The sequence below is a fragment of the Shewanella sp. KJ2020 genome, assembly GCF_024197625.1.
Lineage (GTDB): Bacteria > Pseudomonadota > Gammaproteobacteria > Enterobacterales > Shewanellaceae > Shewanella.
This window is the reverse complement of sequence record NZ_JAKUKD010000032.1, coordinates 60,109-82,924: the sequence shown is the minus strand read 5'-3', so window position 1 is coordinate 82,924 and position 22,816 is coordinate 60,109. Positions and strand designations below refer to the sequence as shown.

Genomic DNA, 22,816 nt, shown 5'->3' with positions numbered 1-22,816 from the left:
AAAAAATTAAGTGATAATTGTTTATCAAGCCTATCCTTAATATACAAGCAAATGAATTAGTGCTATTTATTGGCATGTTAACACTTAATCTTAAAGGTGGGATTTTTGTTAAAAAGCATTCACATCCTGTTAATTGGGTTTGGATTAACGCTAGCGATGCCCACCCAGGCGGAGTTTTCATTAGCACAGATCCCCCCCCTCAGTAACCAAACCCCTATTACCTTAGTGGCCGAAAAAGGATTTTGGACGGATTACCTCACTCGGGAAATGCTCCCCAAATTTACCGAAAAAACGGGCGTAAAAGTCAAAGTCGTTAGCACTGATCTTGGCACTATGTTTGACCTGCAAACCCAAGCATTGCAAATTGGTGAAGGTCGCTATGATCTGCTCAGCATGGAGGCCGGATGGGCAAAAGAGTGGGCCGCCAATGGCTATACTGTTCCCCTCGTTGAGCTTGCCAAACTCTATGATCCCGATGGGGAGAAAGCGATGGAAAGCTACCTTGAACCTTACTATCCTTCCCTGCTCAATATCCTGTCATATCACGGTGAAATCCACTCTATTCCCTACAATAACTATGTGATGGGCAGCCATTACCGCGCCGATCTGTTTGAAAATAAAACCGAACAGAATCACTTTAAACAGCGTTTTGGTTACCCGCTCGCCCCCGCCAAAAATGTTAAAGAACTGCAGGATCAAGCGGAGTTCTTTACTCGAAAAGCAGGCGAGCAACTTGCCGATAAAGTATTAACGCAGGACTTTTATGGTTTAGCGCTGATGTCGGGGAATAAACCCCATATCAATGATGAATTTTCTAGTATTATCTGGAGCTTAGGTGGCGCTTGGTTGTGGCCTAAATACAATCAGCAAAAGCAGCTGAGCCATTTTGAAGTCCCCACAATTAACCATGAAGCGATAAAAGCCACCGACATTTACCGCCAACTGATGCCCTATGCATTTCCCGCCGATGATCAATTTGCCTTCAATGAGGCCGCGAACGCCTTAGCCACTGGCAGAGTCGCCATATGGCCATTTGCCTATAATAATCTTTGGTCGGCCTCGTTTCAGGTTGAGAAAAATATTCCCGGTGCTCGCCTTGGCGTCGCGCAGGTCCCAGGGGGCCACCCATACAATGGTGCCTATGCCTTTGCAGTCAGTTACGATAGTAAAAACCCTCAGGCAGCTTATTGGTTACTCAAGTACATGGGGACTTTTGCTGCACAACGCGCCTATGCACTTGGCGGGGGAAATCCCTGCCGGATGGACGTAGTCACAGCCGCTGAGTTTAAACAGGATTCCCTGAGGGAAGTGGCCGGCGCCTTTCAAGTGAGCCATGCGGCTAACTTATTTTGGTCAACTAAGGTTTTAGAATTCGGGCACTTTACCTCAACCGCTATGGGGCAAATCTATCCAGAGCTGAGTCATGCTTGCTATGCAGCGAGCCAAAAACAAACCGATAGCACCAATATTTTTATCGAATTAAGCACTAGGATCAAAAATCTGCAAAATACCTATGGGGAAGTACCGGCAATTGATAAGAATAATGCCAAATGAAAGCTAAACGATTAACTAGCCTCAAGCACAAAATTACCCTTGCCTTCTACATCATCCTCGGCATGGCGTTGTTTAATGGCATCATCGCCATACTTTTGTCACAACAATTGAGATCGGAAATAGAGCATTTGGTCAGTAAAGATGTCGTAAAAGTGACCACGGCACTGCAACTAGCCAAAAACAGTGAAAAACTGCAAATTATCACCACCCGGCTCAATCACTATGATACGGAGCAGCAGCGACTCGCACTGTTAAAAGAACTGATTACCCAGTGGGAATTACTGATCCATGATTCACGTACACTGGCCAATCTTGAAACCTCCAACAAAATGCAAAATGCACTCAATCACACTCTCGATACCCAGTTGTATTCACTACAACAGCTATCACTACTAAATGATCTGACCGACAGTGCGCTACAAGCCAAATTGCAAGCCGAGAATATTCAAGCCAATTTGACCGGAATGGCATCGGCCTTTACCGATGAAATGCAAATTCAACTCCAGCAAATCAATAGCCATTACGTCCCGCTGATCGCACAAAAAAAACTCGACGCTATCTCGATTAATATTCAAGAAAATCAAAAATTATCAAAATATCTGCAGTGGGGGGAACATCTTTTCGCCCTACTTTTTCAAGTAAAAAATGCCAGCAGTATCACAGAGTTAAATCAACTTCAGCGCGATGCCATGCGCCTACTAATCAAGATGGAAGAGATCGCCATCTCATTCGCCCAAAATCAAGCCATCTACCTCGATTGGTTATCGCAAATTAAGCAAAATATGGTGGGAGATGACAATCTCTTCCAACTGTCCCGCAGCGCATTAAAAAGCACTCAAATCGCTAATGCTCACTTATCCTACCAAGCCGATGCGGCTCAAGTTGTGGCAACCTTTACCCAAGATCTGGTGAGTCACGTCGAAGGTGAAATTAAATTAGCCGGGGTGGAACTGAAAAACGACAGTACTGCATTTGTGGCACTGATCTTTTGCGGCGGGGCCTTATATTGCTTTTTTATCTGGCTCACGAGCTGGCATTTCATCGCCAAAGGCATCATCAAACCTGTCATCGCAACCCGCGATGCTATGAATGCTATTGCCAACGAAAAACTCGATACTCAAATGCCGGTAACGGATAACCTTGAACTCCAGCAAATGGTGAGTTCACTTGAAACACTAAAAACCTACGCCGCCCAAGTCAAAGCCATGTCCGAGACCGATGGTTTAACGGGTTGTTATAACCGCCGCTATTTAGATGCCCAAATTCAAAGGGAACTCATTTATGCGCAGGAACATCATATGCCACTCGGAATTGTGATGTTTGATATTGATAACTTTAAGCAATTTAATGATAGGTACGGCCATGTAGTCGGCGATCAGTGCCTAAAGCAAATCGTCAATGCCGCTAAATCGATACTCCAGCGCCCCACAGATGTACTCGCCCGATATGGGGGCGAAGAATTTATGCTTTTATTGCCCTCAAGCTACCTTGAAGATGCCTACAAAATTGCGGAACGCTTGCGGGAAAAAATCATCTCACTTGAAATCCCCCACGAAGATTCTCCCCATTCAGGCATAGTCACTATCAGTGCGGGCATTGCCTGTTGGCAAGAGCCGCAGCTACTCGATGCCAACGCTCTGATCAACCAAGCAGATGAAGCTCTCTATCATGCCAAATTAACCGGACGTAACCGTACAGAAGCCCTGATGAATGTTCCCGCCCACTACTCCTGAAAATGAACGCCTAATTCCGGATAATTAAAGCCTAACAACAGGATAAATGGCTTTCTTTTAGCCCAAGGATTGACTTCCAACGATTGCATCCCCATTAGCTAATATATCGAACACACATAGTGCGAAGGAGCCCTATGCTGGCCATCTTACTCACATTGACCCTAGGCATAGGCGCGATCGCTTGGTTAAGTTCGAGCCGTTGGCGTAAAACCTTGCACCGACGCCGCATCAAGGCAAGACCTTTCCCTAAAGCGTGGCGATCTATCCTTAAACAGAGACTACCCTATTTCCATGCCTTGCCTACGGATCTTCAGCTTCAACTTAAACAGCATATTCAAGTCTTCATCGATGAAAAAGATTTTGTTGGATGCAATGGTTTAACCATTAGTGATGAAATTAGAATCACTATTGCGGCCCAAGCCTGCCTGTTGTTATTGAATAGAGAGACAGATTTTTACCCTAAATTGAGGCAAATTTTGGTTTATCCGGACGCTTTTATTGTGAATAATCAAAGCCAAGATGCCTCAGGCGTCGTTTGGGAGCACCGCAATGTACTCGCGGGAGAATCCTGGGAACAGGGAAAAGTCATTCTCTCATGGAAGAACACCTTAGAAGGCGCCGCCGATCCCCACGATGGTAACAATGTGGTGATCCACGAATTTGCCCACCAATTAGATCAAGAGAATGGACATGCCAATGGCGCGCCTACTTTGCAGCACAGGGAGGATTATCGCTCTTGGTCAAGCGTGCTCAGCGACGCCTTTGCCGAGTTAGAAGCAGCGGCATCACTCGGCTCACCTTCACTCTTTAGCTACTACGGCGCAACCAATCCTGCCGAATTTTTTGCCGTCGTGACCGAAGTCTTTTTTGAAAAACCAGAGGCACTAAACCAGCAACATCCGGCGCTTTATCGAGAATTAAGCCGCTTCTATCAACTCGATCCGATAAACTGGCACTAATGCGAACAACACGCAATCAACTCACCACCAGCAGAGATAAAACAAGGAATACCCTATGCCAACGATGACAAGCACCAAACGCCAAGTACTATCCATCACTTGGCTCAGTGCCACATTATTTGCGATAGCGGCCCTGATATTCAGTGCACAAAATGCAAATGCCAGCGAACCTCCAACCATGCGAGTGCAAACAACCGATGAACAAGCTGCGGCCCACGTTCTTGATAAATTGAATCAATACTCCAGCAGCGCTGATTGGGATAAGTATTTTGCCCTGTATCGGCAGGATGGCATTTTTATTGGTACCGATGCGAGTGAGCGTTGGGGGATGGTGGAATTTGAAGGTTACTCTCGGCCAACTAACGGTTGGCGCTACGATTTAGTCGAGCGGCATTTGATCCAACACGGCAATATTATCCTTTTCGATGAACTGCTCAATAGCCCAGCCTACGGCATCAGCCGAGGAACTGGCACCTTAATTAAGACCGATGGTGAATGGAAAATTGCCCAATACCATTTAAGTTTCCCTATTCCTAACGCGCTGGCTAAACAGATCACTACAGAGATTAAAAATGCCCCTAAACCATAAATCGCCTGTAGGGTATTACTTTAATGACACAGTAAAACACACATTCGCCAATTGGGAAAAGTGGATAAAACTTTGAAAATCCGCCTCTTCAAAACCTCTTTCCGAAGGCCCCCTATCGGCGTAATAAAAGCCAATAACTTTATTATCGACTAACAGTGGTGCCAGCAGAAATCCCCCTTGAGAGATATGCAAAGAGAGTAATTCTTGGCATTGTTCCCGCCATTTTTTCGAGGTGGGATCATCAACCCAAAGGGGCTCTTTATGCTCCATTGCCTGGCGGAAAAGCCCTTTTTTATCACTTAAATCAATAATGAATTCCCGCTTCATCTCCTCGGCATCCGAGCCTAACATCACCCGGGGCTGGAGCTGTTTACGACTCGGGGATAATAACAACACACCACAACGGTCAACTCCAACGCCTTCTAAAATGCCCTCGAGGACAGTCTGCATTATTAAGTTAAAATCGGCCTTATTGATGGCATACCCCGTTAACTCCCGCAATTTTGCGAGTTGAATACTTAAATTAGCTTGATAAACAGGTATTTCCAATGGGATTGGCTCAGGTTCCGCTTTGAGAATACGTTTAGGATCGGGCAAATATTCCAGCAACACCTTAGCGCCATAGACCTCCGCCAACTTGTGGGTAGCATTAGCGCAGCGCTGCATACGGTTCTTAAATTCCCCTTCTTCTAATCCAGTAAAATTAACCGCTTGGGTTATGCGCTTTTCAAGTTCAACATTATCAATAACCGGTTGGGATAAAAGATCGCAAAGCTTATCCGCTAGAAATATAGAGCGGATCTCAGGGCGTCGATCATCGGGATAATTAACCGCTTGGATCAATAAATCCCCAAGCCCCCAATGGCGAGCAATACTCTGGGTTAATAGTGAAAAAGAAGTGCCAAGGTTTTCACGGATCATGCTTCGTTCTTCGGCTGGCGTTTCACACTCTTTCAATTTTTGATCTAATTCTTCAGTAAATTCACCACCAATACTCCAAAATGCGCTTTCACCTATGTGGTAAAGCAAAGAAGCAATAAAGGCCTCTTCCTGCATTTCTTCATCATAATCACTCAGCATCATCCTAGCTAACATGGCCGCTTGGAATGCCTTTGCCATCAGCTTAATTAATCTTTGGTACACTGAGGGAGCGAGATTCTTACTCTCTAACAGGCTGGAGAGCAGCTTGGCGGTAATACAAATATTTCGCACCGCATCAAACCCTAGCACTATGGCGGCTCGGCTCACTGTGGAGATTTGTGTGCTGCCTTTATGGTAGATAGCACTGTTTGCAACGCGTAAAATGCGGGATGTTAAAGCGTTATCATGCATCACGCTACGCCCAAGCAGGGCGAGAGAGGAGACATCATCCTTGGCCAGTTTCTCTAACGATTTTACCGTCGAACACAGTGCAGGCATTTCTAACTCACTGATCCGATTTGTCCAGTAATCGACCCCTTTATTAGTATTGTTATTAGGTTTCAACCTAGATGTGCCTCAATGAATTGATATTATTGTTTTTAGTATAGATAGGCATAAAAAATTCGCCTAGGTTCGCATCTTAATTCCCATCGCAAGCTTAAATAATGCTCAACTGAGTAGTAACCACAATGCAAATACCCAAGACAAAGCTTGGGTATTTGCTATTAATACTCAAGCCTGTAGATGGAGTTTAAATACCCGCAGCACTTTATCAATATCTTGGCGGCTCACATCCTTATGGGTCACTAGGCGTAGCGTTCTTCCCGGGCTAATGAGAATACCTTCCGAACGGCATCGTTTTGCCAGTGATTCGGCATCGACTTGGGAAGCGAGGGTGGCAAATAACATATTGGTCTGTACTGTGGCTAAATCGACTTCAAATTCGTCGAACTCGGCCAGTTGCCGTGCAAAATACGCTGCATTTTCATGGTCTTCAGCTAATCTTTCGACCTGCTCAGTCAACGCCAATTTACCTGCTGCGGCCAAGATCCCCGCTTGACGCATGCCGCCACCGAGCATTTTACGCCAACGAATGGCTTTTTTTATTAATCGCTCATCCCCTAGGAGTAATGAGCCAACAGGTGCACAGAGCCCCTTAGACAGACAAATAGACACTGAGTCGAAATGTGCAGTGATATCACTGATGGCGATATTTTGCGCAATGGCAGCATTTGCGACCCTAGCACCATCTAGATGAATTTTTAATCCCCGATGAAAAGCCAAAGCCTGGGCATCAGCAAGGTAAGCTTGGGGTAACACTTTGCCACCGATTGTATTTTCAAGGCTCAGTAAACGTGTGCGGGCGAAGTGAATATCATCGGGTTTTATCGCGGCCTCGATATCTGCCAAGGCGATAGTGCCATCCAATTGATTCATCAACGGTTGTGGCTGAATACTCCCTAAAACGGCAGCTCCGCCACCCTCAAACTTATAATTATGGGCCTGTTGCCCACACAAATATTCATCACCGCGCTCACAATGCGCCATCAAGGCGAGTAAATTAGCCTGAGTCCCCGAGGCGGTAAACAGGGCACTCTCAAAGCCAAACATGTCGGCGGCCATCTCCTGCAAACTGTTTACGGTAGGATCATCACCATACACATCGTCACCCACTTCGGCTCTGGACATGGCTAATCGCATCGCTGCTGTTGGCTGGGTAACAGTATCACTGCGTAAATCTATCATCTTATCCTCGACTTCTTCTACGGGATCCCCTAAGGGCTTAGGCTTGTGTGCTAAAGCGACTCTAGCGCCAAAGAGAAATTTTGTATAGTTTGCCAAGGTGTTTGCCGATAAAGTCAATACGCCATCTCTGCGTTAAACTTGGCGTAACGTTCGTAAAACGATAGAATATGCCACTAAGGATCCCGTACTGCAAAAATGTAAATTTCTTAGTGATTTTGACTAACACTTTTCGTACTTAAGGTGATTTGTGGTGAATATATCCCCAGCGCAATGCATTAAACTTATGTTTTTAATATTAGGTTTGAGCCTAATTCCACAAGTGTATGCTTGGCAGGATACAGATCAAGATGGCGTACCGGACATTAAAGATGCCTGTCCAAACACCCCAGCGAATACTTCAGTCATGGCCAATGGCTGTTTTTATGAAATAGAAACTAAGACAGAAAACATTCAGTGTGATATCAACAATCCAAGCACTTATTCCAGTACTGATTGTCATAATATCACCACGGCAATAGTATACTTTGAGTTTGCTATTGCTGAGGTTGACTTATCCCAATGGAAAACTTTAGCCTTAGTTAAAGCATTTTTAGAAGCAAATGACTCTACATTAACCTTAGTGGGCCACACTGATATTGTCGGAACACCCGAGTTTAATTATCAATTGTCGCTACAGCGGGCTCAAAATGTAAAACGTATTTTGGTCGAAGATTATGGCTTCGATCCAAATCGATTTACCGTGATAGGTAAAGGCATATCTGAACCCGTCGCTGATAATCGTTCCAGCGAAGGGCGCAGATTAAATCGACGAGTACAGTTTATCGTCAATGATAAGTAATTTTTGTTAGCGTATATATTAGGGAGTTATTCAATGGAAAACCTAGAAGGTTTATTAAAGCAGGCACCGGATCTTGTCATGACCTATGGCTTAAAGATCTTATTTGCCATTATCATTTTCTTTGTTGGTAAATACTTTTCCGGCGTCGCACAAAAGTTAGTGCGCAAATTACTTAATAGCCGAAAAATCGATCCGACAGTCGTATCCTTTGTTTCTAACCTAACATGGGCTGTGGTGTTTGTATTCACAGTCATCGCGACGTTAGGGCAAATTGGGGTACAAACCGCATCATTGGTTGCCGTTATCGGTGCCGCGGGTTTAGCCATAGGTTTAGCGCTACAAGGATCACTGTCTAACTTCGCCTCTGGTGTGTTAATGGTATTATTCCGCCCTTGTCGCGTGGGTGATTACATTGAAGCTGCCGGCATTGCAGGGACAGTCGATGAAATTACCATTTTCTCCACTAAGCTGCGCACACCTGATAATAAGGTCATAGTTGCGCCCAACTCTGCTATCATGAATGGGACTATCACTAACTACTCTGCCTCTGAAAATCGCCGTATTGATCTAGTGATTGGTGTTTCCTATTCTGCAGATATCGCATTAACCAAAAAAGTGCTGACCGATATCTTAGATAACAACCAATATGTACTAAAAGACCCATCGTACACGGTTGGCCTATCTGAATTAGCCAATTCATCCATCAATTTTGTTGTGCGCCCTTGGGTAAAAACCGCCGATTACTGGACGGCTCGTTTTGAGATCCTTGAACAAATCAAGAATGCACTCGATGCTGCAAATATTGAAATTCCATTCCCACAAATGGATATCCATGTGAAGCAGTTGCCAGAGAGTAAATAACGTACGCTTAACGCAAATGGCCAGTATTTACTGGCCATTTTTTATGGTTCTAAATGATATTTTGGCGTACCTTAAGGGTTAATAGTTAAATGCGCACAGGGATGTTCTTGTGCAAGGAGATAAAATGCAAAAGTACATTTCATTTTTAGCCGCTAGCTGTTTTTGCAGTTTAATGCTACTCAGCCCCAATGCCATTGCCAATGAAAAAACGCAGGTGTTAATGGGCGAAAAAACCGTCACACTGGAGGGCCAATTGCCCAAACTTACCCAAATGGCGCCGGGGTTTAAAGTGGTGGATGAGCATTTTACGCCTGTTACCCTAAGTGACTTTAAAGGTAAAACTGTGCTTATCAGTTCGGTACCAAGCTTAGATACCGGCGTATGCGCATTACAGACAAAACGCTTTAATAGTGAAGTCAGCCATTTTTCGGATGATGTAATAATGCTGACAATTAGCGCCGATCTCCCCTTCGCACAGAAGCGTTTTTGTAAAGTTGAAAATGTAGACAAAATTAAAGTGCTATCAGATTCGGTCTGGCGTGACTTTGGTGAAAAATACGGCCTATTAATTCAAGATTACGGCTTACTGGCCCGCGCGATTTTTATTATCGATGCGGAAGGTAAACTGCAATACCAAGAATTAGTGCCAAATATTACCGAACATCCAAACTATGATGCGGCACTGGCAGCATTAAAAACCATTCAAGCCCTCCAATAATCCCCATAAAAATAGGGCAGCGGAGTACTGCCCTATTTTTATCGTACCGTTCAGAATGCATAAATAAACTTGAATAGAAAACGGGTTATCAATGTCAGTATTTGATTTCCGCTATGCAAGGCGCTATTTAGATTTAGTGCGTATGTTGGTCGCTACTGGCCTGATAATCAAACGTCGGCATTGACCAATGGTAACGTAACGCCAACATTCTCAGACTGAAACCTAAGCTTAAACAAATCGTTAGATTGATCCATTCGGTTAACTGATAGGTTTCTAAGGTGATATATAATCCTGCCGTTAACAGTGAAATAACAGCATAGAGTTCCTTCTTAAAAATCAACGGTACTTGATTGCATAGAATATCGCGGATCACGCCACCAAACACACCTGTGATTAGCCCCATGACCACAGCGATTGTAGGACTAAATCCAAGCATCAGGGTTTTCTGCGCGCCTACGATGGAAAATACCGCAAGACCTAAGGCATCGATGGCTAAAAATAACTTAGACAAATAACGCATGACGGGTGCGATCGCCACAGTCAATAGAGAAGCAAAAGCAATGGCTATCAGGTAATGGACATTCTCTACCCATATCAGCGGGTAGTTACCTAATAACATATCCCTTAATGTACCGCCGCCAATCGCAGTCGCACAACCAATGATCACCACGCCGAACAAGTCCATCTGCTTACGACCCGCAGCTAAAGCCCCAGTCATTGCCTCAGCAAGGATCCCTATCAACCACAACCACCCGATAAACTGTGCTTCTTGCATTACGACTTACTGCTCAGATTAAAAGATGCTGATTCTGCCTGATAAATACGAGCTTAGATAATGATATTATTTCAAATTAATCATTAGAAAAAATAATGCAAAAAATAGCAAATATATGAAATAAAAACACAACAACCTAACAAAGCATAAAAAATGCATACTAAATAAGCTGTTAAAAATGACAACCTATCACTTCAACTATAAAAATAAATTTTATGATAAGTATAATTAACGAAAATTCAGCTAAACCACAAATAAATGCAGATAATGCACCAACGACAGTCAAAGGGTTAAAATTTAGCCACAAAAAAGCGGCCTATTGGCCGCCCTTGATCTCTAGCCCCAATGGAAGGACTATTTATTCTCAGGCTTAGGAGGATAATTCATCATGACGCTACCTATGGCCTCATTAATGATCTCTACTCTTTCTTCCGGGGTATTTTTATCGCGGATCGTATCGGCAACAGATCCACGCCAAATCAATTTAGTTGTTTTATTATCAATTAAATCAACTATTAATGTGCCGACCTCATACTCCCGCACTGTTGTTTGGGTATGCATATTGCCGCCCCAACCCCAACCTGGGCCATAATAAGGGCTATAACCAAAATTAGTATTAAAAGTATCAACGTTGATCTTCTTATCCACTTTGGTCAGATAATTCACTAATACATCGGCGTCTTTTGCATCGACTAAGTTCATTCCCTTAGCGGCAAGTTGCATATTGATAGCATCTCTTACACGTTGGTCCATTAAACCATCTAGATGATATCCTGACGTATCTGCTTTTTGAGTCACCCAAGCATAGGTTTTATATTGGCTGAAATTGGCAGTAGGATCATAATCCCAGCCCGATTTAAGCGAGCTACAAGCACTTAAGGCGAGTACGGCTAAGCCAACAATGATACTTCTCATTTTAATTTCCTCAGATGTCCACACTGAACAAAGATAAGCCTATAGAGCTAAATTTAGCTTACAGAGCAATTGTCTGATCTACAACTCTATTAATGAAAAAGCTCTATGTTATTCAGCTTGACTTCAGCAGCACTTTAAATGATAATGATTATCAATTAAGACGAGAAGGGCAAAAGATATGTACTGGTTTATTAGCGCATTTATAGTTGCATCGGCAATTTTTTTCTTCATGCCACAAAAAGCGGCAGTCGAGGTCAACAATACAAAGCTTAAATCTCCCTTACCATTAAGTTTGTTGATTTTGCCTTTAGGTGTACTCAGTTGGTTAGTTTTTGACACTCTGTCCAATGGGGGCAATTATGCAACAGTGGCTGCATTCGGTTTTGTCTCTACCGCCTGTTTAATTGCCCTACCTAAGTTGCATCGGTATATCATGCCCTGCGCATTACTCACGGCACTTGCCCTGATTGCCATGGTGGCAGAACGCTTTTAAGTCTTCAGTTTTAAAAATATGCTTACCTCCCTGCAAAGAGTTAGCATTTTCTCCAGACCACTTACAGTCTATCTCTAAGTGGTCTTTTTTTACCTCCACGAACCCCATTGAATTTGATAAACTTGAGCCGCATACATTCCAATGAAAGATGACTTATGAAAGCAGATCCCAATGTATCCTTAGTGTACAGTACTGATAAAGGCCGTATTAGTGCCGAACCGAGCCCAGTAGCGATACCCGCATCAGATGGCATAGTGCGGATCCACAGAGATAGTAAGGGTCGTAAAGGCAAAGGGGTATCGATTATTTCAGGCCTAGGGCTCGATGAATCCGCCTTGAAAACTCTTGCACAAACCCTTAAAAAACAATGTGGTTGTGGTGGAACAGTCAAAGACTTCACCATTGAAGTACAAACAGATAATCGCGAACAGCTGAAGCTGTTACTCGAGAAGCAAAATTATAAAGTGAAATTGGCTGGCGGCTGATAAGGGAACCTAGATATCATTGTCCTGTGAGTCAGTTTGCCACTACACATTTTGCTTGCCAAGTTAATGCCTATCGGCTTGAACGGAGTTTTAATGGAGAGTTTGCAAAACTATTTTTTAATCGCCATGCCTTCGCTTGATGGCACCTACTTTGAGCGCACTGTTATCTATCTTTGCGAGCATGACGCTAAGGGCGCAATGGGGCTAGTGATTAATAAACCGCTGGGTATTGAGGTCAATTCACTGTTAGAACAGATGGATTTGCCCACAGAACAGATCTCGGCCGATCTCGCCCAGAATTCACAGGTTCTGATGGGCGGCCCAGTCTCACAGGACCGTGGTTTTGTATTGCATAGCGCCCAACCCTATTGGGCCAATAGTACAGATTTAGGCTCAGGGCTTATGCTCACCACCTCACGGGATGTATTAACAGCCATTGGCAGCGATAGATCACCCAAGAAGTTTCTCGTTGCATTAGGTTATGCAGGATGGAGTAAAAATCAGCTAGAGCAAGAACTGGCAGATAATTCTTGGCTCACAATTCCCGCGGACCCTGCACTTTTGTTTGATGTTAAACATGAAGACCGTTGGCCACAGGCGAGCCGTTCACTCGGGTTTGACGCTTGGCAACTATCATCTCAGGCAGGTCATGCTTAAACCACTTTCATCACAATAAGTTTGTATTCCATGAATTCTAGAACCGTTTTAGGCTTTGATTTTGGTACTAAGAGTATAGGTGTCGCCATTGGGCAAGAAATCACCGCCAGTGCCACACCACTCCTGTCGCTGAAGGCCGTCGATGGCATTCCCAATTGGGATCAAATTGGTGAGCTGATTAAAGAGTGGCAGCCGGATTTGGTCGTTGTGGGATTACCCCTTAATATGGATGGAACTGAGCAGGAAATGACCCACAGGGCGCGTAAGTTTGCCAATAGGATCAATGCTAAGTTCGGGGTAAAAATAGTCACTCAGGATGAGAGACTCACCACCACAGACGCTAAAGCAAGATTATTTGAATTAGGTGGTTTTAAAGCCTTAACTAAAGGTCAAGTCGATGCCGTTTCTGCGGTACTGATTATCGAAAGTTACTTCGAAAATCACTTCAGTAAATAAAATTACATCAAAAAGAAAAGGATAAGTTATCTTATCCTTTTTAATTTGATGCTTAACGCGATGAATCATCGGCTCAAAAATGTGGCTTCACTAAGTTTGCCATCATACTTATATGCGCATCACTGTCATTCAATGCAGCAATATAACGGAACTTTTCACCACCCGCCTCGACAAACAGATGGCCATTCTCACCAACAATTTCTTCTAAGGTCTCTAAGCAATCAGCACTAAATGCGGGACAGACAATCGCCACATCCCGAATCCCCTCTCCTGGCAGAGCTTTAATTGTGGCATCCGTATAGGGCTGCAACCATGTAGCCTTGCCGAAGCGGGATTGAAATGTCATCACAAACTCATCTTTACCTAACCCAAGCTTTTCGGTAACCAATCGAGTCGTTTTCATGCAGAAGCAGTAATAAGGATCGCCTAAATGCAGATTTCGCTCTGGCATTCCATGGTAGGACAACACTAATTTCTGTGGTTTGCCATGGGCATCGAAATCGGCCCGAATACTATCGGCAAGTGCAGTAATAAAATCAGGATTGTCGTGGTATGTATTAATAAAATGCAGTGATGGGATATAACGCCACTGGGATAATTCCGTTGCTATTGCATCGAAGGCCGATCCCGTTGTAGGCGCCGCATATTGCGGATATAGAGGTAACACCACAATTTTATCTATGCCATTTTGATGCATAGTTTGCAATGTAGTGGCGACAGATGGACTGCCATAACGCATAGCTAAATGTACAGAAACATCATAGTGATCAGCTTTAAGTTTATCCGCTAACTTAGCCGTTTGACGTAAACTAATGTCCATTAGCGGCGAGCCGGCCGCTGTCCATACCTTTTGGTATAACGCCGCCGATTTTGCGGGGCGTATTCGCAAAATAATCCCGTGTAAAATCATCATCCAAACCAACTTAGGGATTTCGACTACACGGGGATCCGACAAAAACTCTGCAAGGTACCGCCTTACAGCTGATGCCGTTGGCGCATCCGGTGTCCCTAAGTTTAAAAGCAGCACGCCAACCTTACCCCGCTTTGCATGACCACTTTCTTTAGAAAGCCCTGAAAATCTAGCCAAAACAACCCCTTAAATTACACAAATAATTAATTTATAATGATAATTTTATAAAACCGATTCGATTGCCTGCTTAAGTTCAGCACTATCAGGCTTCACCTTGGGATTAAATTGCTGAACCACTGCGCCATCACCACTAACAACGTACTTATAGAAGTTCCATTTTGGCGCTCCGGTTTTATCGGCTAAATATTTGAAGACACTATTCACATCGCTTCCCCGAACGGCGGAGGTCGCTAACATAGTGAAAGTCACGCCATAGTTGATATAACAGACTTTAGCAGTCTCTTTTTCGTCATTTTCCTCTTGGAAAAAATCATCGGACGGGAAGCCAATCACGACTAAACCTTTGTCTTTATATTCTTTATGAAGCGCTTCGAGGGCTCTAAACTGCGGAGTATAACCACAGTTACTGGCGGTATTAACGATAAGCACAGGTTTACCTTGAGTTAATTCACACAGATTAATCTGCTCTTCTGAGTGTAATTTACGCACGTTCAGATCAAGATAGCTGGGACAAGTTACCGCCATGGCATTGACACTCAGTAAACTTGTCGCTGCCGTTAGTGCTAGGGTGAATTTATGCATTACTCTCTCCTTTACCTGTGCATTACGCAAAATCGCTAAGTAAAGATCATATTAAATTAAAAATAAAAGCTATGGTTAACGACAACATAGCGATGAAGTAGAAACGATTGAGCCGAGTGATCATCTGAAAACGCAAACAAAAGCAGCCCATAAAGAGCTGCTTAACGGATTAAACTCTGATTAATCCATGTCTAGGGTAACGCCTTCCATAAAGCTTGAACTGTTAGGTTCTTTATTTTGCAGCTTAATCATCAAGCGTAAATCGTTAGGAGAATCGGCATGGTGCAAGGCATCGGCATAACTAATCTCACCATCGACATAGAGTTTTAACAGGGCTTGGTCGAATGTCTGCATACCTTGTTCATTCGATTTGGCCATAGTTTCTTTGAGTAAATGCAGCTCATTTTTGGCAATTAAACTCGCCACCCTAGGGGTGTTAATAAGCACCTCAATGGCGGCACGTCGCCCAGTACCATCCACCTTAGGGATCAGTTGCTGCGCCACAATGCCTCGCAAATTCAAGGATAAATCGAACAATAACTGTTGGTGTTTACTTTCGGGCACTAAATGCATGATCCGATCGAGCGCTTGGTTAGCGTTGTTCGCATGCAAGGTTGCCATACAGAGGTGGCCCGTCTCGGCAAATGAGAGCGCAAACTCCATGGTTTCTTGAGTACGGATCTCACCAATCAAGATCACATCGGGAGCCTGACGCAGCGAACTTTTTAGGGCCGCATCAAACGACTCTGTATCAATCCCAACTTCACGCTGGGTAATAATACTTTTTCTATGATCATGAACAAATTCAACAGGATCCTCAATAGTCAAAATATGACCGCGGGCATGGGCATTACGGTATCCAACTAAAGCGGCTAGCGAGGTTGATTTACCCGTACCTGTACCGCCCACCATGATGATCAGCCCACGCTTGCTCATGACCAGATCTTTAAGAATAGGTGGGAGTTTTAAATCATCTACATCGGGGATTTTTGTCTCGATTCGGCGCATCACACAGCCGGGGGATTCCCTCTGCCAAAATGCACTCACCCGGAAACGTCCTAACTCCTTTGCGGCAAAGGCAAAGTTACATTCACGGCTTGTATGAAACTCTTTCTTCTGCGCTTCTGTCATCAGGGACTCAACAAAATCCAAGGACTGCGCAGGCGTAAATGCACTCTCTGCGAGGGGGCGTAACTCACCATCTATTTTCGCGCTCGGCGGAAAGCCCGCGGTAATAAATAAGTCCGAGGCTTTTCGCTCAACGATGACTTTTAAAAACGGACGTACATCCATCATAAATCCTTAAAACGTCGCTTGTTTGTTTGAACTCTTAGACATTGCATCCTCACGGGTGATGAGGCCGCGGTTGACTAGATTTTGTAAACATTGTTCCAATGTTTGCATTCCGTGGGCCATACCCGTTTGAATTGCCGAGTACATTTGCGCCACTTTATCTTCACGAATTAAGTTACGAATCGCAGGTGTGCCCATCATAATTTCGTGGGCAGCGACTCGCCCGCCACCAATTTTTTTAATCAGCGTTTGTGAAATAACCGCCTGTAGTGACTCGGATAGCATAGTGCGCACCATGTCTTTCTCACCGGCGGGGAATACGTCGACCACACGGTCGATAGTTTTAGCAGCCGAGGTGGTATGCAAAGTACCAAAAACTAAGTGACCGGTTTCAGCCGCCGTCATCGCTAGGCGAATCGTTTCAAGATCTCGCATCTCGCCGACGAGGATTACGTCTGGATCCTCACGTAGGGCACTGCGCAGTGCAGCATTAAAACTGTGGGTATGACGGTGCACTTCCCGCTGGTTGATCAAGCATTGCTTATTTTGATGAACGAATTCGATTGGATCTTCAATCGTTAAAATATGGTCATGGCGGTTTTCATTGATGTAATCCACCATGGCCGCAAGTGTGGTACTCTTACCCGAACCAGTAGGCCCAGTAACTAAGACTAACCCTCTGGGGAAACTAGAGATTTTTTTAAAAATCTCAGGTGCACCTAACTGCTCAAGCGACAAAATCTCACTGGGAATGGTACGAAATACCGCCGCTGCACCGCGGGATTGGTTAAATGCGTTCACCCGGAAACGGGCTAAATTAGGGACCTCGAAGGAAAAGTCGATTTCTAAATGCTCTTCATAGTCCTTACGCTGTTTATCATTCATAATATCGTACACTAAACTGTGTACGCCCTGATGATCGAGCGCTGGCAGGTTAATTTTTCTCACTTCACCGTCGACACGGATCATGGGAGATATCCCTGCAGAGAGGTGTAGATCCGAGGCTTTGTGTTTTACACTAAAAGCTAATAACTCAGTGATTTCCATAGTTTGGGATATCCTAGCAAGCAGATAATTACATCATGACAACAATAGCAGACAGACTCGCAATCGCCCAGCATAGGATTGCGCAAGCGGCGCAAAAATGCGCACGCCAACCTAACAGTATTCGCTTACTTGCAGTCAGCAAGACCAAACCCATTGAAGATATTATAGCAGCCTATCATGCAGGGCAGCGTTGCTTTGGTGAAAACTACGTCCAAGAGGGGATGGCAAAAATTCTCGAGTTACAGGGAAACTATCCCGATATTGAATGGCATTTTATTGGGCCACTGCAATCAAATAAAACCAATATTGTCGCCCAATATTTTGACTGGATGCACACGGTATCGCGGGACAAAATCGCTATCCGCCTCAATGAGCAACGCCCTATCTCTATGGCACCGCTTAATGTGTGCATTCAAATCAATATCAGTGATGAAGAAAGCAAATCTGGCATAGATGCCAAGCAAATGTTGCCGCTCGCACAATTAATCGCCCAGCTCCCTAACTTAACCCTCAGGGGATTGATGGCCATTCCCACAGCAACAGAGAACTCAGCTCTGCAAGTGCAAGAATTCACTAAATTAAAAGAATTGTTTGAAGAGCTAAAGCATCATTACCCCCATATTGATACCCTCTCAATGGGCATGAGTAATGACCTAGATACTGCGATAGCTTGCGGCTCGACTATGGTACGTATTGGTAGTGCAATCTTTGGTGAGCGTGATTATTCTGCCTGATGCTATTGATAACTGAGGACTATCAACTCGGCTACTAGCCTTGTTTTTACCACCAAGAGCCCAAATACTGTAATAAAAGCCAATTGCATATACTCCCATTTGGGCTCTATTGTTTAATGATAAACAAAAACATTATGCGATTAATCAACTAACGAGAATCACATGGATCAACAGAAAATCTGCTTCATCGGCGCAGGCAATATGACCCGCAGCATCATCAGTGGTTTAATCCACAGTGGCTATCCCGCAAAGCTTGTTCAAGCCACAAATCCAAGCCAAGGTAAGCTAGATGCGCTCGAGGCCGATTTTGGGGTGTTAGTGTCTCAAGATAATCTAATCGCCGCGAAAAATGCCGATGTTATAGTGTTATCGGTGAAACCGCAGTTGATGCAACAAGTGTGTGAAGCCCTGCAAACTGTGGATATGTCTAAGAAATTAGTCATCACTATTGCGGCAGGTATTAAGGCGAGTCGTTACAGTGAATACCTAGCGCAGCCCGTGACGCTTGTCCGTGCAATGCCAAATACCCCCATGCAAATTGGTGTGGGGATGACCGGACTCTTTGCACCTCAACCTCTGTCTGCAGAGCAGACAGCCATCTGTGAACGTCTCATGTCAAGCGGTGGCGACATCGTTTGGGTAAATGAAGAAGCGGACATTAATAAAGTGATCGCACTTGCGGGCAGTTCGCCTGCGTATTTCTTCCTGCTGATGGAGTCTATGATAGATGCGGGTAAACAAATGGGGATGGATGAAGCAAAAGCCAGAAGTTTAGTGCAGCAAGCAGCCCTCGGCGCTGCTATGATGGCAAAGCAAAACCCAGATCTTACCCTTGGTAATCTAAGGGAAAATGTGACATCAAAGGGCGGAACCACTGCCCAAGCCATTGCGACATTTGAAGCCGCAGATATGCGGGGAATAGTCAAAAAAGCCATGGAAAATTGCATTAACCGTGCAGAGGAAATGGCCGCAACATTTTAGCTTTAAGCTTTTTTATCGAACTCACATAGGCAGAAATCTCGATGAATGCATTAACCTTTTTAATCAACACATTCTTTGATTTATATTTAATGGTGGTGATATTACGGATCTGGCTACAATTAGCTAGAGCCGACTTTTACAATCCTTTTAGTCAGTTTATCGTAAAGGCCACCCATCCCCTTATCGCCCCGATGCGCCGAGTACTCCCTTCTATGGGACGATTCGATACCGCCTCCTTTGTACTCGCCCTGCTCGTTGTGATTGCAAAATTATTGCTGATAAGTCTTATTGCTGGCGGTGGGTTCGATATTCTGCTGTTTCTCGTATTTGCCTTAGTGTCTGTGGTAAAAAAAGCGGGAGTATTGCTGTTTTGGATGTTGATTATTCGCGCCATTTTAAGCTGGTTTAATCAAGGCTATAACCCAATAGTGATGATTATGGATCAGCTAACAGAGCCTGTTTTGGCCCCCGTTAGACGTATTATCCCCCCTATCGGCGGGTTAGATTTGTCGGTAATGGTTGTCATTATTGGCATGAACTTCATCAACATGCTGCTCGCTCAATATGTGCCTTACTGGGCAATCATTTGATGAATGCTATTATTTTGCAGCAAGGCGACTTGCTGCTTAATTTGTATATTCAGCCTAAGGCGAGTCGAGATCAGATAGTGGGGCTGCACGGCGATGAACTCAAAGTCGCCATCACAGCACCACCTATCGATGGCAAGGCCAATGCGCACTTGAGCAAATATTTAGCGAAAGCGTTTAAAGTTCCTAAAAGTGATGTTCAAATCCTAAAGGGCGAACTTGGCCGCCACAAACAAGTCCGCATAATTGCGCCAAAACTTATTCCACCCGAAGTCAATGCCTTGATCGAATAAGCACACGCATATGCATTAGTAAAAAGTTCCGTTGGAAGCTATAGGCCCTGCGACCTATACTCAAGAACCCCCTAATATGAAGGTATCCAATCATGTTTCGTCATCTCCTCGTAATGCTTGCGTTAACCGCGAGTCTATGCGGCGTAGCAAACGCCGAACAAAAAGAAACCGTCGGTAATTTTGATATCCATTACATGGCATTAGGCAGCACATTTTTAACGCCTAGCATAGCTAAGTCCTACGGCATTGAACGCAGTAGCTATAGGGGGATCATCAATATCGCCGTATTAGATACGAGTGCAACGGGCTCGCCTGCGGTTCCAGTTGAAATTACTGGCGTCGCTAATAACCTGTTAGATGCACGTATTGACTTGAAGTTTAAGGAAATCCGCGAAGGCAATGCCATTTACTATATTGCAGAAGTGCCTTACCGAGACGATCAAGAGATCAACTTCAATATTGCCATCAAACACGGTAATGAACTGAATACCAACTTGCAGTTTAAGCAAAAATTTTACGTCGAATAGCCCATCAACACCCGCCGTTCGGACGATGTAAAACCCCATCGTCCGACCCCTTTCGCTATCCTTTAACACTAAGCTTGGGTATCATTGCCGCAGTAATTGTCGCCCAATGATATAGGTATTCCATGCAACAAATTGTCCTCGCCAGTGGTAACAAAGGTAAACTAGCCGAATTCGATCAAATGCTCGCCGCTTATGGTGTAAAAGTGCTGCCGCAGAATCAATTCAACGTCAGTGAAGTTGCGGAAACGGGCACAACCTTTGTGGAAAACGCCATTATCAAGGCAAGACATGCCGCCGAAATCACAGGCCTTGCCGCGATTGCGGACGACTCAGGCTTGGAAGTGGACTCACTCCAAGGCGCTCCTGGTATTTATTCGGCTCGCTACGCGGGCGAAAATGCTAAAGATCAAGACAACGTATTGAAACTACTTGAGACATTAAAAGACCAGCCTGCGCCACGCACCGCAAGGTTCCAATGTGTTTTAGTCTATATGCGCCATGCAAAAGACCCTACGCCCATCATTTGCCAAGCCTCTTGGGAAGGACAAATAGGCTTCGAACAACGCGGCGACAATGGTCACGGCTATGATCCGATTTTTATCCCTGAACAGCATCAATGTAGCGCGGCGCAGCTGAGCAGTGATGAGAAAAATGCCTTAAGCCATCGCGGCAAAGCCCTAGCGCAACTCTTAGCCGCGATGCAAACCCAAGGCGTGTTAACTGGCGGGAATGCACAATAATGTCGTCAACTGCCGTAACCAGTGCGATGAAGCTGGAACTGCCACCACTCAGCCTGTATATCCATATTCCCTGGTGCGTACAAAAGTGCCCCTACTGCGACTTTAACTCCCACGGCCAAAATGGTGAGCTGCCACAGGAAGCCTATGTTGATGCGCTGTTGGAAGACTTACGCCAAGACTTATATCTAGTCCAAGGCCGAAAAATCCACACTATTTTTATTGGTGGCGGCACACCTTCATTATTCGATGCCTCGCAAATCAAGCGCATACTCGATGGTGCCAATGCACTTATTCCCTTTAGTGACGATATCGAAATCACCATGGAAGCCAACCCTGGCACCCTAGAACACGATGACTTCAGCGCCTATCGTGTGGCCGGTGTCAGCCGTTTATCCATAGGCGTGCAGAGTTTTTCTAAGGATAAGCTCAATCTGCTGGGGCGAATTCACGATCAAAACGAGGCACAAGTCGCTGCGCAAAAAGCCAGCCAAGCGGGTTATTTGAGTTTTAATCTTGATTTAATGCATGGATTACCCAACCAAAGTTTTGATGAAGCTATGGCAGATATCGACACCGCTGCGGCGCTCAATCCACCACATTTATCTTGGTATCAGTTAACGATTGAGCCAAACACCCTATTCCACTCAAAACCGCCGCAGCTACCCGATGATGAAGATCTCTGGCATATCTATGAGCAAGGCCAACAAAAGCTGGCGGCTTTAGGCTATGAGCAATACGAAATATCCGCCTACGCTAAACCCGGTTACCAATGCAGGCATAACCTTAACTACTGGCAATTTGGGGATTATTTAGGCATAGGCTGCGGGGCCCATGGCAAAGTGACGCTACCAGAGGAAAACCGCATCATACGCACGGTAAAAATTAAACATCCCAAGGGATATCTGAGTGCCAGTACATATCTGGCAGAGCAAACGGATGTTGCCGAGGAAGATCGTGCCCTTGAATATTTGATGAACCGTCTGCGTCTGATGACTCCTATCCCTAAGCAAGAATTTGAGCAAAGAACCGGGTTGCACCGAGATACCTTGAATGATGGGATGGAAAAAGCCAAACAACGGGGTTTGCTCACAGAATCGGCCGAACACTGGCAATTAACCAGTAAAGGCCATATGTTTGTGAATGATTTACTGACCAAATTCTGTTGAGCTAACAGTTAAAATTCAAATATAAATAATGTGTTAGCATAAAATAATGACTTTTCAACCTATTGCTGCTAACACA

Annotated in this window: 26 protein-coding genes; 18 read left to right on the top strand and 8 right to left on the bottom strand. The window is 44.6% G+C overall.

Going from position 1 to position 22,816, the window contains the following annotated elements:
- Positions 1-156: 156 nt before the first annotated feature.
- From MJO46_RS18280 to MJO46_RS18265, 4 genes are all read left to right on the top strand, one after another.
- The gene (locus tag MJO46_RS18280) at positions 157-1,554 is read left to right on the top strand and encodes an extracellular solute-binding protein (RefSeq protein ID WP_253990748.1); all 1,398 of its coding nucleotides are present in this window, start codon (positions 157-159) and stop codon (positions 1,552-1,554) included.
- Positions 1,551-3,287: a GGDEF domain-containing protein gene (locus tag MJO46_RS18275; protein ID WP_253990552.1), complete on the top strand. Its 1,737-nt coding sequence runs from the start codon at positions 1,551-1,553 to the stop codon at positions 3,285-3,287. The genes MJO46_RS18280 and MJO46_RS18275 overlap by 4 nt, the downstream gene beginning before the upstream one ends.
- A gap of 134 nt (positions 3,288-3,421) precedes the next feature.
- Positions 3,422-4,246, top strand: coding sequence for a zinc-dependent peptidase (locus tag MJO46_RS18270; protein ID WP_253990551.1), 825 nt, complete (start codon positions 3,422-3,424; stop codon positions 4,244-4,246).
- Positions 4,247-4,301: 55 nt separating this feature from the next.
- Positions 4,302-4,835: a nuclear transport factor 2 family protein gene (locus MJO46_RS18265; RefSeq protein WP_253990550.1), complete on the top strand. Its 534-nt coding sequence runs from the start codon at positions 4,302-4,304 to the stop codon at positions 4,833-4,835.
- A gap of 15 nt (positions 4,836-4,850) precedes the next feature.
- Here MJO46_RS18265 and MJO46_RS18260 read toward each other — a convergent pair whose 3' ends face one another.
- Together MJO46_RS18260 and ltaE are read right to left on the bottom strand one after the other, a co-directional pair.
- Positions 4,851-6,320, bottom strand: a complete 1,470-nt coding sequence (locus tag MJO46_RS18260) for an HDOD domain-containing protein (RefSeq protein ID WP_253990549.1) — start codon at positions 6,318-6,320, stop codon at positions 4,851-4,853.
- Between the two features lie 168 nt (positions 6,321-6,488).
- Positions 6,489-7,502, bottom strand: coding sequence for a low-specificity L-threonine aldolase (gene ltaE / locus MJO46_RS18255; RefSeq protein WP_253990747.1), 1,014 nt, complete (start codon positions 7,500-7,502; stop codon positions 6,489-6,491).
- 250 nt (positions 7,503-7,752) lie between these two features.
- Between ltaE and MJO46_RS18250 the strand changes: the two genes are divergently transcribed.
- From MJO46_RS18250 to tpx, 3 genes are all read left to right on the top strand, one after another.
- Positions 7,753-8,340, top strand: coding sequence for an OmpA family protein (locus MJO46_RS18250; RefSeq protein WP_253990548.1), 588 nt, complete (start codon positions 7,753-7,755; stop codon positions 8,338-8,340).
- A gap of 33 nt (positions 8,341-8,373) precedes the next feature.
- Positions 8,374-9,201, top strand: coding sequence for a mechanosensitive ion channel family protein (locus MJO46_RS18245; protein WP_253990547.1), 828 nt, complete (start codon positions 8,374-8,376; stop codon positions 9,199-9,201).
- Between the two features lie 124 nt (positions 9,202-9,325).
- Positions 9,326-9,919, top strand: a complete 594-nt coding sequence (tpx, locus tag MJO46_RS18240) for a thiol peroxidase (RefSeq protein ID WP_253990546.1) — start codon at positions 9,326-9,328, stop codon at positions 9,917-9,919.
- Between the two features lie 133 nt (positions 9,920-10,052).
- Here tpx and MJO46_RS18235 read toward each other — a convergent pair whose 3' ends face one another.
- Both MJO46_RS18235 and MJO46_RS18230 read right to left on the bottom strand, forming a co-directional pair.
- Positions 10,053-10,694, bottom strand: a complete 642-nt coding sequence (locus MJO46_RS18235; protein WP_253990545.1) for a trimeric intracellular cation channel family protein — start codon at positions 10,692-10,694, stop codon at positions 10,053-10,055.
- A gap of 354 nt (positions 10,695-11,048) precedes the next feature.
- The gene (locus tag MJO46_RS18230) at positions 11,049-11,609 is read right to left on the bottom strand and encodes a DUF4136 domain-containing protein (RefSeq protein ID WP_253990544.1); all 561 of its coding nucleotides are present in this window, start codon (positions 11,607-11,609) and stop codon (positions 11,049-11,051) included.
- 178 nt (positions 11,610-11,787) lie between these two features.
- Between MJO46_RS18230 and MJO46_RS18225 the strand changes: the two genes are divergently transcribed.
- The 4 genes from MJO46_RS18225 to ruvX all read left to right on the top strand — a co-directional run bounded on the left by MJO46_RS18225 (position 11,788) and on the right by ruvX (position 13,700).
- Positions 11,788-12,102 (top strand): hypothetical protein, encoded by a 315-nt coding sequence (locus MJO46_RS18225; protein WP_253990543.1) that lies wholly within the window; start codon positions 11,788-11,790, stop codon positions 12,100-12,102.
- 155 nt (positions 12,103-12,257) lie between these two features.
- The gene (gene yciH, locus MJO46_RS18220; protein ID WP_253990542.1) at positions 12,258-12,587 is read left to right on the top strand and encodes a stress response translation initiation inhibitor YciH; all 330 of its coding nucleotides are present in this window, start codon (positions 12,258-12,260) and stop codon (positions 12,585-12,587) included.
- A gap of 93 nt (positions 12,588-12,680) precedes the next feature.
- The gene (locus tag MJO46_RS18215) at positions 12,681-13,244 is read left to right on the top strand and encodes a YqgE/AlgH family protein (RefSeq protein WP_253990541.1); all 564 of its coding nucleotides are present in this window, start codon (positions 12,681-12,683) and stop codon (positions 13,242-13,244) included.
- Positions 13,245-13,274: 30 nt separating this feature from the next.
- Positions 13,275-13,700, top strand: coding sequence for a Holliday junction resolvase RuvX (gene ruvX, locus MJO46_RS18210; RefSeq protein ID WP_253990540.1), 426 nt, complete (start codon positions 13,275-13,277; stop codon positions 13,698-13,700).
- A 73-nt stretch (positions 13,701-13,773) separates the two neighbouring features.
- Here ruvX and hemH read toward each other — a convergent pair whose 3' ends face one another.
- The 4 genes from hemH to MJO46_RS18190 form a co-directional block, all read right to left on the bottom strand.
- Positions 13,774-14,787: a ferrochelatase gene (hemH, locus tag MJO46_RS18205; RefSeq protein WP_253990539.1), complete on the bottom strand. Its 1,014-nt coding sequence runs from the start codon at positions 14,785-14,787 to the stop codon at positions 13,774-13,776.
- Positions 14,788-14,832: 45 nt separating this feature from the next.
- On the bottom strand, positions 14,833-15,372 hold the full coding sequence (locus MJO46_RS18200; RefSeq protein WP_253990538.1) for a glutathione peroxidase: 540 nt from the start codon (positions 15,370-15,372) through the stop codon (positions 14,833-14,835).
- A 180-nt stretch (positions 15,373-15,552) separates the two neighbouring features.
- Positions 15,553-16,665, bottom strand: coding sequence for a PilT/PilU family type 4a pilus ATPase (locus MJO46_RS18195; RefSeq protein WP_198783580.1), 1,113 nt, complete (start codon positions 16,663-16,665; stop codon positions 15,553-15,555).
- 9 nt (positions 16,666-16,674) lie between these two features.
- Positions 16,675-17,712 carry a type IV pilus twitching motility protein PilT gene (locus MJO46_RS18190; protein WP_007646255.1) on the bottom strand — a complete coding sequence of 346 codons (1,038 nt, stop codon included), beginning with the start codon at positions 17,710-17,712 and terminating at the stop codon, positions 16,675-16,677.
- Positions 17,713-17,747: 35 nt separating this feature from the next.
- On the opposite strand from MJO46_RS18190, the gene MJO46_RS18185 reads away from it, so the two are divergent.
- The 7 genes from MJO46_RS18185 to hemW all read left to right on the top strand — a co-directional run bounded on the left by MJO46_RS18185 (position 17,748) and on the right by hemW (position 22,740).
- Positions 17,748-18,446, top strand: a complete 699-nt coding sequence (locus MJO46_RS18185; RefSeq protein WP_253990537.1) for a YggS family pyridoxal phosphate-dependent enzyme — start codon at positions 17,748-17,750, stop codon at positions 18,444-18,446.
- Between the two features lie 162 nt (positions 18,447-18,608).
- Entirely contained in the window at positions 18,609-19,427 is an 819-nt protein-coding gene (proC, locus tag MJO46_RS18180) for a pyrroline-5-carboxylate reductase (protein ID WP_253990536.1), read from the top strand.
- A gap of 41 nt (positions 19,428-19,468) precedes the next feature.
- The gene (locus MJO46_RS18175; protein ID WP_253990535.1) at positions 19,469-20,017 is read left to right on the top strand and encodes a YggT family protein; all 549 of its coding nucleotides are present in this window, start codon (positions 19,469-19,471) and stop codon (positions 20,015-20,017) included.
- Positions 20,017-20,307: a DUF167 family protein YggU gene (gene yggU / locus MJO46_RS18170; protein WP_198780621.1), complete on the top strand. Its 291-nt coding sequence runs from the start codon at positions 20,017-20,019 to the stop codon at positions 20,305-20,307. The genes MJO46_RS18175 and yggU overlap by 1 nt, the downstream gene beginning before the upstream one ends.
- 92 nt (positions 20,308-20,399) lie before the next feature.
- Positions 20,400-20,834 carry a DUF4426 domain-containing protein gene (locus MJO46_RS18165; protein ID WP_198780622.1) on the top strand — a complete coding sequence of 145 codons (435 nt, stop codon included), beginning with the start codon at positions 20,400-20,402 and terminating at the stop codon, positions 20,832-20,834.
- A gap of 122 nt (positions 20,835-20,956) precedes the next feature.
- Entirely contained in the window at positions 20,957-21,574 is a 618-nt protein-coding gene (gene rdgB / locus MJO46_RS18160; RefSeq protein ID WP_253990534.1) for an RdgB/HAM1 family non-canonical purine NTP pyrophosphatase, read from the top strand.
- Complete coding sequence (hemW, locus tag MJO46_RS18155) at positions 21,574-22,740, top strand: radical SAM family heme chaperone HemW (protein ID WP_253990533.1); 1,167 nt, start codon at positions 21,574-21,576, stop codon at positions 22,738-22,740. The genes rdgB and hemW overlap by 1 nt, the downstream gene beginning before the upstream one ends.
- Positions 22,741-22,816: the final 76 nt, after the last annotated feature.